Consider the following 15,690-nt stretch of genomic DNA (forward strand, 5'->3'; position numbering starts at 1 on the left):
ACGCTTGCTGCCTTAACATATTTGCTGTCCTTAAGTCGTTCAAAAGTATTAATTAGTTAAACTAAAATCAATCGGAATTTCTATCGTAATTTCATTACCGTTTAAAACGGCAATGGGAGGAGCTGGCAACGGCTGCGCCCTTGCCAGAATTCGCTTCGCTTCCCGGTCTAAAGAATGGGTTCCAGAACGACGAACTAAGTCACTGTTAGTCACATAGCCCTGTTTATCAATAGTGAATCTGACGGTAGGCCGACCCGTGCGGTTTCTTCTCTGTGCATCCTCTGGATAGCGTTTATAACGGTTCAAATGCCCGACAACTTCCGCTCGCCATAACGCATCCGCATCAGCAACGGCCTTTGAATCACTGTCATAAGAAGCAGCAACCCGCGAAGTTACATTCGTAGATGTCGCCGTACTGCTCACCATAGCAGCACTACTTTGAGATTTTTCACTCTCTTGTTCTTCTACCTGCTGGCGTTTCACCGGGGGTGTTTTTTTAAGCTCTTCATGGTGTTTTTTCTGTTTTTTAGGTTTATGCACCAGAATCTGCGCCTGTTCATCTTTCATAAGCTCAGGCGTCTTAATCTCATTAACCTCACTTTCCTGCTGCCGACTGGCAACAGAAAGTTGCTGTTCAATACCGATAGGCTGTTTTTGTACCTGATGTGTCGCTTCTGTCAACAATGAAAGCTCCATCATCACCGCCGGCGGTGGCATCAGTTCACCAATAGCAATTTCTTCTGGCTGGTAGATAATCCAGCCAACCAAAATGAGGTGAGCAGCAATAGCAGAAACGAACCCTTTTTTAAAATGACCCGTTTGAAAGGCCGGGTGTGTCAACGTCAACATGGATGATAGCGCATAATTTTAATTATCATTTAGTAATGATAATTAATTTCATATGCTAATGAAAATTATTTTTACCTGTATCGTTAACTTGAGCACATCCCTGTGCCAAGACCTCTTATATACAGGGAAAAGAGCACTATACCCTATGGATTTCAAGATGTATCGCGACGGCAAAGGAGTGAATCCCCGGGAGCATAGCAAACTATGTGACCGGGGTGAGCGAGTGCAGCCAACAAAGGGACAACTTGAAAGATAACGGGTATATTTGTTTAAAATATCTACGGTTTTTTTATGGGTGTATACCAGACATAATCAGCATATTGGCTATCTAGTACATTGCTTTTCTCAGCCATGATCAACACAACAAAGTCCTCTTGGGGCGATAATTCTTTAACATGCAGAGGAACACCTATTACTTTTGTTGCATGATATCCACCCGCAATCAGTGTGGCAGGAGCCGGTGCTTTAAGTAACTGTTCCGCCATTCTGCGATCCCGCATTTGCTGAATAGTTGTCATGGCCGATAACTGTTGTGCCGTTATTTCACCACCGTGAACATCTTTAATCACCGCTTTAATCTGCGCTTTAACATTTTCAGCAACAGAAATATTCCCCTGAAGGGCCGGAGGGTTACTGTAAGCCGCTTTAATTTCACTGCGATCTAAGTTTGCAGACAGCAACGGATAAGGCTGAGATATAAGCTCCATGACCAATCCACCATACAACTCCCACCGCCACCCATCTTGCCATGCAAGAAGCTCTTTTATGCGGCTTTCACGTACGATAGGCTGAGTTTGCAACCAACTCTTAACCTTATTCACTTTTTGCTGCTGATCAGGATTAATCATCTCTAACAGGACCGAACCCTGTTCTCTTTTGAGCGGAAGTTGCTGAACCAACCAAAGCTCTATCTGATGATGATATGGATTATCATGTTTTTCACCCACAACTACCCGCTGATGTGATGCCAGCCGATTGATCAATTCATCAGGGGTCAGGGCGTGACCGGTTTTAAGATCGATAATCACCCCTTGTTGAGTCAGTTCCGGTGAAAGCGCTTGGAGAGTTGGTTTTTGTTGTACAGATACACAGCCAGATAAGATCAGTAAGCCACAGATAATCAGAAAAAATTTTACAGTCGTGAGAAATTTCGTCATGTCCATTATCCATATTATTAATGTCTTGCGCATCATATAGATAATAAGAATCGTTTACAACAAACAGCCCCTATCCATATAGGGAACAGGGGCAATAGGTATTACAGCGGATGAGTTTGCGCTTCAACTGCCGCCAGAGCGACCATATTAACGATCCGGCGTACAGAAGAAATTGGCGTCAAAATATGTACCGGTTTAGAAACTCCCATCAGAACTGGGCCGACAGTAACGCCTTCAGAACTGGTGACACGTAGCAAGTTATAACTGATACGGGCAGATTCCATATTCGGCATAATTAACAGATTGGCAGCCCCTTTCAGTGGGCTATCTGGCATGATGTCACGGCGAATACTTTCAACCAATGCGGCATCACCATGCATTTCACCATCAATTTCAAGTGAAGGTGACATCTTATTCACCAACTCCAGCGTCTGGCGCATCTTCTGTGCTGAGAGGCAATCTTTGGAACCAAAACTTGAATGAGAAAGCAGCGCAACTTTTGGTTCAATACCGAAACGGCGGATAGTTTCTGCCGCCATAAGGGTAATCTCTGCCAATTGTTCAGGTGTTGGATCATTATTGACATAAGTATCCGCAATAAAAGTATTACCGCTTGGTAACATCAGTGCATTCATGGCACCAGCAGTATGAACCCCATCACGGAAACCAAATACATTTTTCACAACATCGTAATGTTCACTGTAACTGCCAACAGTACCACAAATCAGGCCATCAGCTTCACCACGCAGTACCATAATCGCCCCAATCAGGGTGGGATTACCGATAACTGCCCGGCGAGCTTGTTCAGCAGAAACACCCCGACGTTTCATAATGTGATGATATTCCTGCCAGTATTTTTTGAAGCGCGGATCATTCTCATTATTGACGACTTCAAAATCTTTACCCGCTTCAATATGCAATCCCAGTTTCTGGATACGCATTTCGATAACACTAGGGCGACCAATTAGAATCGGGTAAGCCAACCCAAGAGAGATCAGCTCCTGAGTCGCATGCAATACACGTACTTCTTCCCCTTCGGCCAAAACGATACGCTTTTTCGCTTTCTTAGCCTGAGAAAAAATAGGTTTCATAAACAAGTTTGTTTTATAGACAAACTCATTCAGTTTCTCGATATACGCGCCAAAGTCTTTAATCGGGCGGGTTGCTACGCCGGAATCCATTGCTGCTTTGGCCACTGCCGGGGCAATTTTCACAATCAGGCGCGGATCAAATGGTTTAGGAATAATATACTCCGGGCCAAAAAACAGATCCTGATCATCATAAGCGGAAGCCACTTCTTCACTCTGCTCCGCTAGCGCTAAATCCGCAATCGCATGAACACAGGCGAGCTTCATCTCCTCGTTAATGGTTGTTGCACCAACATCCAGCGCACCACGGAAAATAAACGGGAAACAGAGCACATTATTAACCTGATTCGGATAATCAGAACGACCAGTACAAATGATTGCGTCAGGGCGAACTTGTTTTGCCAAGGGTGGCAAAATTTCTGGTTCAGGGTTTGCCAATGCCATGATGAGTGGATCTTTAGCCATCATTTTCACCATGTCTTGAGTCAACACGCCAGGGCCGGAACATCCGAGGAAAATATCTGCCCCAGGAATAACATCACCTAATGTGCGGCTGCCATTGTCTTCAATCGCATAGGCCGCTTTAGTTTCTTCCATATTTTTATCGCGACCACGATAAATCACCCCTTTAGAGTCACATACCACAATATTCTTGCGTTGCAACCCAAGCGCAACCAGCAAGTTCATACAGGCAATTGAGGCAGCACCGGCACCAGAAACGACTAAGCGAACCGCTGAAATCTCTTTTTTCATAATCCGCAAGCCATTCAAAACAGCAGCAGTACAAATTATCGCTGTGCCATGCTGGTCATCATGGAATACCGGAATGTTCATTTTTTCCCGCAGTTTTTTCTCAATATAGAAACATTCCGGTGCTTTGATATCTTCGAGGTTAATCCCCCCAAACGTCGGCTCCAATGCCGCAATGATATCAATCAATTTGTCAGGATCAGACTCATCAACTTCAATATCAAATACATCAATACCTGAGAACTTTTTAAACAGGACACCTTTTCCTTCCATCACGGGCTTACCTGCCAGTGCACCAATATTCCCCAATCCTAAGACCGCACTACCATTAGATATCACTGCCACAAGATTGCCCCGCGCAGTATATTTGTAAGCCGCTAATGGATCTTCTGCAATTTCCAGGCAAGGCGCAGCAACACCCGGTGAATAAGCTAAGGCCAAATCTCGCTGAGTTATCAGAGGCTTAGTGGGAGTAACCGTGATTTTTCCTGGTTGTGGAAACTGGTGAAAATCCAATGCACTCTGTTTTAATTTTTCATCCATCGTCGGATCCTTTATATACAATCTGGAGTAAGGGCAAGAGCAGTATATACCCATCATCTTTCAAGTTGCTTCTTTGTTGGCTGCACTCGCTCACCCCGGTCACATAGTTTGCTATGCTCCCGGGGATTCGCTCCTTTGCCGCCGCGATGCATCTTGAAATCCATAGGGTATAATAGGTACTGTGTGTCAAATCATAACATGGACAGCATCTTATCAATAAAGTAACACTTTTTTGCTCATAAAAAGCACTAGCCAATTTCTCCACTAATACCACTCTTTGCCATAAAGAACAAAAGAGCGAACCCAGGCAGTGCTCACTGTTCATTTATAAGAACGGACTGCAACAATTACACCTAATTTACGCTTATTGGGATGGGCACTTAATCTAGGAAAATAAAGACAGAAACATTATCCTTTATACAATATCATTAAAGTTATAGTAACTATAATAACTATAACATGGAAAAACTCTCAATATAAATTCAATTAAAATAAATTTTATAAAAGAAAACAAATCTAATAATCACTCATTTAACATATTGATTTTTAACATCATTAAAAGAAGCGAAGTTATGTATTTTTTGTGAAAATTACTCATCTTCTTTTTTTACTTATCAAACTAATTTGCGCTATTTATATTTTTATATCAGGATGTGCTTTCTGGACTTACAGAGCTATCAATTCTGTAAATCAATCGGTTTTGATAAAATTTTTTCATAGCAATTTAATTTAGGGCAGCCCCATTCATTACTGCCTTTTAATCAAATTCAAAGTCTGCATTTCGTGGCTTTACTTATTTAAGGGAGAAGGAAAATGTATAACCATTCAGTGATGATAGTTGATGACCACCCTCTCATTCGCCATGGCTTGAAACAGATTGTAGAGCTCGATCGAGCGCTTACCGTGACAGCGGAAGCTGACAATGGTGAAGAAGCAATAAATATTGCATGCAAGCTGAAACCTGATGTCATTATGATAGATCTCAATATGAATGGTCTTTCAGGCGTGGACACGATTAAATCTATCCGTAGAAAAGGGATCAATTCCTATGTACTGGTATTATCCGTTTCAGATGATCGAAATGATGTTTACGCAGCCATTGACGCAGGCGCTAATGGCTACTTACTTAAAGATAGCGACTTAGATTCGTTATTAAGCAGTATTCGCCATGCTGCTCGTGGACAAACTGTATTTAGTGAAAAAATATACCAACATCTTGCTAACCGTCATAAACATGTTGATCCTTTATCTGAATTGACCAAACGTGAGTTAGATGTATTAAAAGAAGTTTCCAGCGGCATGACCAATAAGGAAGTTGCTGATGTCCTATTTATTTCTGAAGAGACAGTGAAGGTACACATCAGAAACTTGTTAAAAAAACTGAATGTACGTTCCCGCCTGGCTGCAACCATCATGTATTTGCAACATAGGAAAAACGGAGTAGCCTAATACTTCTTCCGAGCCGCTCCTTGAGCTTATTACCGAGGGTCGGCTCTTACTTATCGTTGTTATGTAGTAAATGTTATGTAGTAAATGTTATGTAGCAAATGTTATGTAGCAAATGTTATGTAGCAAATACCCCCTATGAGAGCAGGCCAATAAAATTGAGTCTCCTGTTTTGGTGTCTCCGATAATAAAAATCAGGATATCATCTGGATAAAACAGGCATTTTCCAGCATTATGTTTAGGTATTTAAATTTTTTTAAGGATCTGTTAAATGATATTGGATAAACCTTCTCAACCCGCTTTTACTCTCTATGGGATCAAGAATTGTGACACGATAAAAAAAGCCCGTCGTTGGCTGGAAGAACAGGAAATTACTTATCTGTTTCATGATTACCGTGTTGATGGACTCAATGCAGCAATTTTGCAGTCATTTATTGACAAGCTGGGTTGGGAATCATTAATTAACACCCGTGGTACAACTTGGCGTAAACTGACCGATCAACAACGAGCAACAATTAATAATGCTGACGCAGCTAAAGCGTTGATGTTGGAACAACCCGCTATTATCAAACGTCCACTATTAATTTCTGCAAAAGGTGATTGTCTATTAGGTTATAAAATGGATGAATATCAGCAATTTTTTGCTGAGGCACTCTGAAATGACTTGCCCTGTAATTGAACTTGCACAACAACTTATCAGACAACCCTCTATCAGCCCGGACGATAAAGGTTGCCAAGATATTATGATCGCTCATTTGCAAGCAATTGGCTTTACCATTGAACGGATGCCCTTTGGTGATACAAACAATTTTTGGGCCTATCGCGGCATAGGCCCGACGTTAGCCTTTGCCGGACACACTGATGTCGTCCCTGCAGGCGATGAATCTCAGTGGGAATATCCCCCATTTGAGCCCACTATTCGTAATGGCATGTTATATGGCCGGGGTGCGGCGGATATGAAAGGCTCATTAGCGGCCATGATTGTCGCGGCTGAACGTTTCGTCGCCGCCCATCCCAACCATAATGGACGTCTGGCCTTTCTTATTACTTCAGACGAGGAAGCGAAAGCCACCCACGGCACCGTTAAAGTGGTTGAAGCCTTGATGTCCCGCAATGAACGATTGGATTATTGCCTGATAGGTGAACCTTCTAGCCAGCATCGTCTTGGCGATATGGTGAAAAATGGCCGTCGAGGTTCCTTGACTGCGAATCTCACTGTTCACGGTATTCAAGGCCACGTTGCCTATCCGCATTTAGCTGATAACCCAATCCACCGTGTTCTTCCTGCGTTACAGACATTGGTCAATACACATTGGGATGAAGGGAATGAATTTTTCCCGGCGACCAGTATGCAAATTGCCAATATCCACGCGGGAACAGGCAGTCATAATGTGATCCCAGGGAATGTGCAAGTTCAATTCAATTTCCGTTTCAGTACAGAACTGACTGACAGCCAAATCCGTGAACAGGTTGAAACTATCCTCAAAAATCACAATCTCAATTACACGATTGAGTGGATACTGGCAGGCCAGCCTTTCCTAACCGCCAAAGGTGAGTTAGTCAATGCCGTCATCCAGTCAATAGACCAATATTGTGGCTATCAACCTGAATTATCTACCAGTGGTGGTACATCCGATGGACGATTTATCGCTCAGATGGGCGCTCAAGTTGTCGAACTGGGGCCACTCAACTCAACAATTCATAAAGTTAATGAGTCCGTCAACGCCGCCGATCTGCAACAACTTAGCCGGATTTATCAACGTGTTATGGAGCAGTTAATCCAGTGATCACAGCAAATATGTTAACCGGTCTGGCGACTGGCCATTTGACTTCTCTCTTTGGCAATCACCGATTACAACCAGAAGCCGCCAATGCTTTTCTTTCCATGCAACAAGCCGCTGAAAAGGCTGGAATTCATCTGCAACCGGCCAGCACGTTCCGTGATTTTCAACGTCAGCAAGCTATCTGGAATGGGAAATTCCGTGGTGAACGCCCTGTGTTGGATGAAAACAGCCAGCCAATGGATATCACCCAGTTATCAGAGGGAGAACGCTGTAAGGCAATTCTTCGTTGGTCTGCCCTGCCCGGTGGTAGTCGTCATCACTGGGGAACAGATCTGGATATTTATGATCCAACAATGCTACCGGATAACCAGACGTTATTACTCGAACCTTGGGAATATGAAAAGGGGGGTTATTTCGCACCATTAACTCATTGGTTGACCGAGAATATGGCTCATTTCGGTTTTTATCGTCCTTTTATCAGTCACAATAGCGGCGTCGCTGATGAACCATGGCATATCAGCTACCAACCATTAGCCAAGCAATTGGAAAAATTGCTAACTCAGCAGAAGTTACTGGATGTATGGCAGCAGCATGACATCGCTGGCATTGACTGGTTATCTGCTAACTTACCCTATATATTTGAAAATTACCTCTATGTTGCGCAGGAGACAACCTAATGCAATGGTTAGCTGATTACTGGTGGATTATTTTAATTTTATTGGTTGGCGTTCTTCTCAATGCCATTAAAGAGTTACGCCGACTGGATGTTAAAAAATTTCTGGACAATAAACCGGAACGGCCTCCTCATCGGGATCTTAATAGCAAGTGGGATGATGAAGATGATTGGCCACAGAAAAAGCCGTAGTCCACTCTTGCCAATCTTTGGCAAGTTTCTTATCGAGACTTGACAACGCCTGTGCGGTTTCTTGCCGCCAGAGTCGCATTAATGCCTTATATCCACTCAACTTCAATACGGTGATGCATTGCTCAACACCCATTTCCTGCTGGAGATGATTTCTCAGTGCAATCAACGGCAAATCACTGTTCAGCAACAATCGTTGCAAGGCCGGTAATGAAGCAGAAAATGGTCGGTGAGCAAATGCAAAACCTGACAGTTCCTGCCAATCATACTGATTGAGATGATGGTCAGTTTGGTAATCAACAGGCAAGCTAAATCCAATCTGCGATTCCAGCCAATAGGCATCACGGGCAAGCTGTTGCTGAGCTTGAATCCCCAACACAACCCCTTGTTCACTCAGGGGAAAAATAGCCATTGCCGTATAACAACCACTGCTGGCTTCTAGATGAGTTCCCATTCGCACTAATTGGAAGCCACATTTCTGCCACAATGCCCAGAGCTCCGCGGTATAACCAAAGCTAACAGAAATAAAATCCACCCCCTGTTTTTCTGCCCTTTCCCGTTGATACGCGATCATTCCCTGAGCAATACCTTGCCTGCGATGATTAGCCTGTACAGCAACTCTGCTGATCCGTTGAGATTTCAGAACCGCCGCCTGTGGTAAACCGCTATGGGCAGCTAACGATTGAGCAACCAAATTTCCTCTTGGACGACGCCTGCCCGCCCATATTTCATGGGCTAACTCCAGCGCCAATCCCCCCTCTTCAACCATCCACAAAGCCCCCATCAAGGCATTATTTCCAAGAGCCGCAACAAATTGCATGCCTTTAGCATCAAGTAAACGCCGTAAATCCAAAGGTGAAGTTTTGTAGTGAGCACTGGTTAATATGCCGTAAAACTGCCTCAGTAATTCAGGTTGTTTAATCCATTGCTGCTGATGATAGACCTGATAACTGATCGCCTGATCAGAATTGTTGACAGGAATTGCATCCTCAAACAGTAAAGCGTTTTCCAACCAATTTTCCAGCGGATCATTTTCAGCCCAACGCACAGGAGCCGTCAGGTTTAGAATATGACTATCAGGGATTCCAACACAAAATTTAAGTAAAAATCCGCGTCCGGTACCTTCATATCCCTGTACCGTTGTGGTCAACAATATTCGGGGAAAATAGCTGATCAACTCAGATAATTGAGGCATTGGAATAGCAGCAGCTTCATCGATAAGCAACCAATCAATATCTGACACGCTATTTTGTCTACAATATTTCAGTAAATTATCTACGGCCCAGAATTTTCCCTTTTCCCCCGCATAACACCTAATAACTTCGGTTGCCGCTTTTGCCGGTGCAGTTAACCAGCAATTTCCTTGCCATTGCTGCATTAACATACCTGCAAGTGTCGATTTACCTCGCCCTCTTGGCGCAGTAATGACCCATACCCCCTGATTTGCCCGCAAAAGTCGCGTCAAAATAGCATGCTGGCTGGCCGTTGGGTTGCCATCAGGCAGTTGCCACACGCTGTGCCGTGGAAATTCAGGTGGACATAAGGGATCATTTTGCCGCCATAGTAAAACTTGGGGATCACTAACAATTTGCTGCTGAATATGCTGAACAAAATGCGGTGTTGGAATAGCATCTAACTGTTCATTCCAACGCGCGCTATCCTTATCGGGTTGATCACGCCATTGGTACCAAGATGGAACCATCATCACCAACCAACTACCAGCTTTCAATGTGCCTGCCAATATCGCCAGCGCTTCCGCATTAAAACCTGCGGTAGCATCAAATATTCCATGCAGATATTCCTGACCTAATAAATTGGCCGCCTTTTCCGGCAGCACAGCGTGCTGTTTACGATAAGAGATCCATAACCAATCACCAGTAAATCTTTGCTGTAACTCATTAGCCTGTAAATAGCACCAATGATCATCGCCACTCAACACCAACAAACGACGTAACCCTTGCTGCTGCATTTCCGTCTGTATCACACTCAGTTCCGGCAACATAACGGCTATGATTTACCAATCAACAATGACAAAATTCCCGCTGCAATCAGCGGCCCCACAGGCACACCTTTAAACAGGGCAACACCCAATACCGTCCCCACCAGCAAACCAGCGACTGTCGATGGCTGATTAGACATGAGTGAAACACCCCGGCTACCCAACCATGACACTAATACACCTATCACTATCGCGAGTAACGATTTCCAACTCATAAACGAGTTGAGGACAGCTTGTACCGTAATTTTTCCACTGGCGATAGGCGCCATGACTCCCACGGTCAAAATAAGTACACCGATAGTCAACCCATATTTTTCCACCCACGGAAAAAAATGATTCAGTGGCGTTATGCGGATAACCAGCAACAGCAGCATTGCAAGAGTGACGGTCATGTTGTGGCTGATGATACCCAGTGCTGCCAACACTAGCAGCACCAGTAAAGTCGGATCGAGATGACTCATAGATTTCAATACCCTATACCCGTTATCTTTCAAGTTGCTTCTTTGTTGGCTGCATCTTGAAATCTATAGGGTATTAATCCTATTAGGCTAGGGCAATTTTTCCTTACGTTACAGAAATGACAGGTATTTTCGTATTAATTCAAACAATTAACAAGCTAACGTCGCACCACCATCGACCACAATATCTTGTAGCGTTATATGGCTTGCCAAATCAGAAGACAAGAAGAGTACGGTATGTGAAATTTCATTAACATTTGCAATCTTACCGAGAGGAATACCTAATTTATATTGCTCAGGATACCCGTTAATCGTATTTTTTTCATCATCATCGGTTTTCCACATGGAACGCTGCATCAGTGTATCCGTCGAACCGGGTGATACAACATTACAACGTACACCAAACGGCGCGAGTTCTAACCCAACACAATGCGTTAAACTTGTCAGTGCTGATTTTGATGCACAATAAGCCGCCATTTGCATACGTGGGACACGTGCCGCATTAGAGCTGACGCTGATAATAGTGCCACTGCGCTGACGTTTAAAATGGGGAATCACGCTACGAAATAGATAAAAAGCCCCAGAAGCATTAACATTAATACAACGATGCCAGTCACTAATATTTAGCTCATCAATATTTCCCAATTGCAATATACCGGCAGCATTAACCAGAATATCTAATTCGGCTGAGATAGACAGTTGTTGGGAACAGATCATTTCGACCTTTTCTGGATCACTGATATCGAGTTGTATACATTTATATGGCAAATTATCTTGCTCAAATACGCGATCGAAACCTATTACGTTAGCGCCAAGCGCGGTAAAATCACGGGCAATTTGTTCACCAATGCCACGTGCCGCCCCGGTTACCCAGATGGTTTTATGACTAAAATCCATGTGTAAATTTTGTTTATTTTTCATCTTATTTCTTCTTTCTTCTTTAATAGCGATTTATTATGCATTTTTTATAAATTCAGTTTATCGAAATTTACTGATGAAATTATCTCTTTAGTACTCATGACCATTCCTGATTTTTCAGCAACATATTTTAAAGCCATGAGGTGATCTTCAAGCGTAAAATCCGCTATCGCATCACCCACTAAAAAAGGCTTGATATCTCTCATGAATGCGTCAACCGCAGTAATCATGCAACCAATATGTCCATACACTCCGCAAATAATTAATTGATCCCGACCTAAGTCTTTTATATTTTTTTCTAACGAAGAGCGTTGAAATGCACTATAACGCCACTTAACTATCACAATATCATCGTTATTAGGGGCCAAAGCATGGCTAATATTCTGTAAATGGGGTGATCTATTCAAGCCGGCCCCCCATATATCATTAAGTAATGCGCGTTCTTCATCACTTTGCATTTTAGGTTGTGCTGTATATATAATGGGGATCTCTTTTTCTTTACAAAAGACTCTCAATAAATGGATATTTTCAATTAATTTATTGATTAGAGGGCTATTATCACCGAAAAACTGCAAAAAATAGTCCTGCATATCATGAATAAGTAAAATTGCCCTATGGGGTTCTAATAACCAAGATGCTTTATTGTCTGGAAAATCTTTTGGCTGAGGTAGTATATAATTTTTCAATGATGGAATGGTCATGTTAATACCTTCATGTCATTAATTAATTTTCTAATTTGTCTCGAATGAGTTTTCTTAACAATAATTTATTAATCTTTCCGACTGGCGTAACAGGCATAACATCAATAATCTCGAAACGATCAGGCAATTTATATTCAGCAATCCCCATTCCCCTTAAATATTTCCTCAGTTGCAACGTGTTTATATTCGGATCAGCCACCACAATAAAAGCACAGCTTTTTTCTCCCATCAAAGGATCAGGCATCGAAACCAAAGCACTATGGATAACATCTTCATGTTTGAGTAGCAAAGATTCAATTTCTTCCGAAGCAATTTTTTCACCACCGCGATTAATTTGATCTTTCTCACGCCCGACAATACATATATAACCCTCTTTCGTCATATAGGCTAAATCACCAGTATAATAAAAACCTTCTTTATCGAATACCTTTGCATTGTGTGCTGGGCTTTTATAATATCCCCGGAATGTATATGGCCCACGAATGATTAACATACCCGCCGAACCTGACGCTTGTATATTGCCGTTATCATCAACGATACGTACCTCATCATCTTCACTCATTGGGCGACCCTGAGTGGTAAATATACATTCATCATCGTCATTAAGCCGGGTATAACATACCAACCCTTCGGCCATACCAAAAACCTGTTGTAACTTACATGAAAAAAGTTTTGGTATCACTCGCGCCACACTTTCACTTAACTTTGCTCCACCGACTTGTAATAGCCGAAGACTTTCCAGTGAATATTCATATTTCCTCATCGCCTGAATCCATAACGCAACAGCCGCTGGCACCAGTGAAGTCATTGTTACCTTATGTTCACGTATAAGTGGAAAGCAGGTCGTAGGCCCAGGATCTGTTGCTAATATGAGACAACCACCAGCATAAAATACGCCAAGCGCCCCCGGAGAACTCAACGGATAATTATGTTGCGCCGGCAAAGCACAAAGATAACGAGTTTGTTGTGTCAACTCACAAATTTCAGCACTGCGTCTCACACTATAATAGTAATCGTCATGCGTCCTTGGAATTAATTTAGGGGTCCCTGTACTCCCGCCTGAAAGTTGAAAAAAAGCGACTTCATCTGAACGTGTCGTCTCAACATTCAAAGGTAAATTTGTTGACTCTAACCACGATTTTAATTCATTAGTATATTGTATTTTGCGACCATCAACGACGATATTCCTTAAGCGTGGACAATGTGTTTTTAATTGCTCCAGGAAATCATTATTCTGTAAAAGTGAATGCTCTGACGAAAGTACAATCAGACTTGGATCAATTTGTTGTGCATAAGCAATTAACTCTAATTTATTATGGCTAAACAATGCATTAATAGGTACTACCCCCATTTTCAGTAGCGCAAAAAATGTAATATAAAATTCAGCTATATTTGGCAATTGTACGATAGCAGTATCACCTCTCTTTATTCCCGCTAAAGTTAAATTTGTAGCTAATGCAGATGATTGTTGATCAAGTTGATGATAACTAAATTTACGGTCACCACAGATAATAGCTATTGCCTCAGGTTGTCTCTGACATTGTTTATAAAGTATGTCAGTTAAGGGTTTACCAAGCCAATAACCCTTTTCACGATAACGCTCTGCTAATTCAACCGGCCAGCGTGTAAATTCAATAGACATGATTTTATTCCTTACAATAATATTCAATACCTTGAACAATCGTCGATTACTGTTTATACATATTTACTTTATCTTCCATCAGAAATATTTCGACTCTTATTTTGTGAGCTGCTTCTAAATAAATTCATTTCGTAACAAATCATACCTCGTGCAAGCGCTCAAAATACAAATTTAATTACCTAATACATTGCAAAATAAAATCATATTGCTAATAGTTAGTAACGTATATGCCCTATGGATTTCAAGATGCATCGCGACGGCAAGGGAGCGAATCCCCGGGAGCATAGAAAACTATGTGACCGGGGTGAGTGAGTGCAGCCAACAAAGAGGCAACTTGAAAGATGACGGGTATCACCTTTAATCCAACAGGGGTAAATTATGCCATGCTTCCCTCCTGGATATTGGGAACAATATCCGAACACCGCTACCGTGATCACAACATATACTTGCAATGCTGCTTGCAAAGAATGTTGTTTTGAATGTAACCCCTCGGTAAAAGCGCGTTTAAGCCTGGATGAAATTAAACAATTTATTGCACACTCAAAAGCTAATTTTCCAGGGCTAAAGTTAGTTGTTTTCAGTGGTGGGGAGTGTTTCCTGCTAGGTAAAGATCTGATTGAAGCCATTCGCTTTGCCTCAGATCACGGCTTATTAACTCGTTGCGTGACTAACGGTTATTGGGGGAAAAATAGAGAAAAGGCGCAAAAAATCGCCCAAGACTTAATAGCTGCTGGCATCACAGAGATGAACATTAGCACGGGGAAAGATCACAGTGAATGGATTCCCCTTGACAGCGTAATTGCAGCGGCAGAAGCATTGGCCGAACAAAATATTACAACACTGATTACAGTAGAACAGGATACCTTTGATTCCGCCATTGCAACGCAGATCACCCAGAATCCCGTTATTAAGCGACTGAAAGAGCAAAACAAGATTAATTTACAGCGAAATACCTGGATGCCGTTTTATGACACCAGCGAAGAACGAAAAGATATTCCAAACCGGGATCAGCAACTGGCAAAAGGGTGCGATCAGGTCTTTGAAAATATTGTATTAACACCACACGGTGAAATTTCCGCCTGTTGTGGGCTGACATTAGAGCATATCCCCGAAATGAAACTTGGTCGTTTGCAAGGAGGCGATGTATCTCAGCTTTTTAAAGGTCAGGAAGAAGACTTTATGAAAGTCTGGTTAAGAACAGAGGGGCCGTACAAGATCCTAAAAAAATATCGCCCGCAGGATAGCAATATTAATCTGGAAAAAATCGTTCATCCCTGCCAAGCCTGTGCTCATTTGCATAAAGACGAAAGGACACGCCGGAATCTGTTAGATAATTATCACAAAGAAATTATTCCGGTAATAAAGAAATTTAACGCTAAAGAACGGCTGGATCTCATCTACTACTCAGCAGAAAAAAATACCATTAACTTAATTGAAGAATGAAAAATATAACAGAATCGAATCCATATTTTAACGTTATTACTAACAAATAT

13 protein-coding genes and 1 pseudogene are annotated in these 15,690 nt (G+C 42.3%); 6 read left to right on the forward strand and 8 right to left on the reverse strand.

Annotation, left to right across the window (positions count from 1 at the left end; all coding sequences use genetic code 11):
• Window positions 1-48: 48 nt before the first annotated feature.
• The 3 genes from SLS51_RS03525 to maeB form a co-directional block, all read right to left on the reverse strand.
• Window positions 49-849 (reverse strand): energy transducer TonB, encoded by an 801-nt coding sequence (locus SLS51_RS03525; protein ID WP_323835587.1) that lies wholly within the window; start codon window positions 847-849, stop codon window positions 49-51.
• A 278-nt stretch (window positions 850-1,127) separates the two neighbouring features.
• On the reverse strand, window positions 1,128-2,006 hold the full coding sequence (locus SLS51_RS03530) for a ChaN family lipoprotein (protein ID WP_323835589.1): 879 nt from the start codon (window positions 2,004-2,006) through the stop codon (window positions 1,128-1,130).
• Window positions 2,007-2,107: 101 nt separating this feature from the next.
• Complete coding sequence (maeB, locus tag SLS51_RS03535; RefSeq protein ID WP_323835591.1) at window positions 2,108-4,387, reverse strand: NADP-dependent oxaloacetate-decarboxylating malate dehydrogenase; 2,280 nt, start codon at window positions 4,385-4,387, stop codon at window positions 2,108-2,110.
• A gap of 813 nt (window positions 4,388-5,200) precedes the next feature.
• On the opposite strand from maeB, the gene SLS51_RS03540 reads away from it, so the two are divergent.
• From SLS51_RS03540 to SLS51_RS03560, 5 genes are all read left to right on the forward strand, one after another.
• Window positions 5,201-5,836: a response regulator gene (locus tag SLS51_RS03540; RefSeq protein WP_011146941.1), complete on the forward strand. Its 636-nt coding sequence runs from the start codon at window positions 5,201-5,203 to the stop codon at window positions 5,834-5,836.
• A 271-nt stretch (window positions 5,837-6,107) separates the two neighbouring features.
• Entirely contained in the window at window positions 6,108-6,491 is a 384-nt protein-coding gene (locus SLS51_RS03545; protein ID WP_323835756.1) for an ArsC family reductase, read from the forward strand.
• A gap of 1 nt (window position 6,492) precedes the next feature.
• On the forward strand, window positions 6,493-7,620 hold the full coding sequence (gene dapE / locus SLS51_RS03550) for a succinyl-diaminopimelate desuccinylase (RefSeq protein ID WP_323835595.1): 1,128 nt from the start codon (window positions 6,493-6,495) through the stop codon (window positions 7,618-7,620).
• An 11-nt stretch (window positions 7,621-7,631) separates the two neighbouring features.
• Window positions 7,632-8,294 (forward strand): M15 family metallopeptidase, encoded by a 663-nt coding sequence (locus tag SLS51_RS03555; protein WP_323835758.1) that lies wholly within the window; start codon window positions 7,632-7,634, stop codon window positions 8,292-8,294.
• Entirely contained in the window at window positions 8,294-8,482 is a 189-nt protein-coding gene (locus tag SLS51_RS03560; RefSeq protein ID WP_323835597.1) for a YpfN family protein, read from the forward strand. The genes SLS51_RS03555 and SLS51_RS03560 overlap by 1 nt, the downstream gene beginning before the upstream one ends.
• On the opposite strand, the gene SLS51_RS03565 is transcribed toward SLS51_RS03560, so the two are convergent.
• The 5 genes and pseudogenes from SLS51_RS03565 to SLS51_RS03585 form a co-directional block, all read right to left on the reverse strand.
• Window positions 8,433-10,481, reverse strand: a complete 2,049-nt coding sequence (locus tag SLS51_RS03565) for a tRNA(Met) cytidine acetyltransferase TmcA (protein WP_323835599.1) — start codon at window positions 10,479-10,481, stop codon at window positions 8,433-8,435. The genes SLS51_RS03560 and SLS51_RS03565 overlap by 50 nt on opposite strands.
• 5 nt (window positions 10,482-10,486) lie before the next feature.
• Entirely contained in the window at window positions 10,487-10,939 is a 453-nt protein-coding gene (locus SLS51_RS03570; protein WP_323835600.1) for a DUF441 domain-containing protein, read from the reverse strand.
• A 147-nt stretch (window positions 10,940-11,086) separates the two neighbouring features.
• Window positions 11,087-11,857 (reverse strand): 2,3-dihydro-2,3-dihydroxybenzoate dehydrogenase, encoded by a 771-nt coding sequence (gene dhbA, locus SLS51_RS03575; RefSeq protein ID WP_323835602.1) that lies wholly within the window; start codon window positions 11,855-11,857, stop codon window positions 11,087-11,089.
• A gap of 77 nt (window positions 11,858-11,934) precedes the next feature.
• Window positions 11,935-12,555 (reverse strand): annotated as a pseudogene (locus tag SLS51_RS03580) (isochorismatase family protein); the annotation flags it as partial.
• 22 nt (window positions 12,556-12,577) lie between these two features.
• Complete coding sequence (locus SLS51_RS03585) at window positions 12,578-14,197, reverse strand: (2,3-dihydroxybenzoyl)adenylate synthase (protein ID WP_323835604.1); 1,620 nt, start codon at window positions 14,195-14,197, stop codon at window positions 12,578-12,580.
• Between the two features lie 378 nt (window positions 14,198-14,575).
• On the opposite strand from SLS51_RS03585, the gene SLS51_RS03590 reads away from it, so the two are divergent.
• Window positions 14,576-15,640 (forward strand): radical SAM protein, encoded by a 1,065-nt coding sequence (locus SLS51_RS03590; RefSeq protein ID WP_323835606.1) that lies wholly within the window; start codon window positions 14,576-14,578, stop codon window positions 15,638-15,640.
• Window positions 15,641-15,690 lie beyond the last annotated feature (50 nt).

This window comes from Photorhabdus africana, assembly GCF_035181445.1.
Lineage (GTDB): Bacteria > Pseudomonadota > Gammaproteobacteria > Enterobacterales > Enterobacteriaceae > Photorhabdus > Photorhabdus laumondii.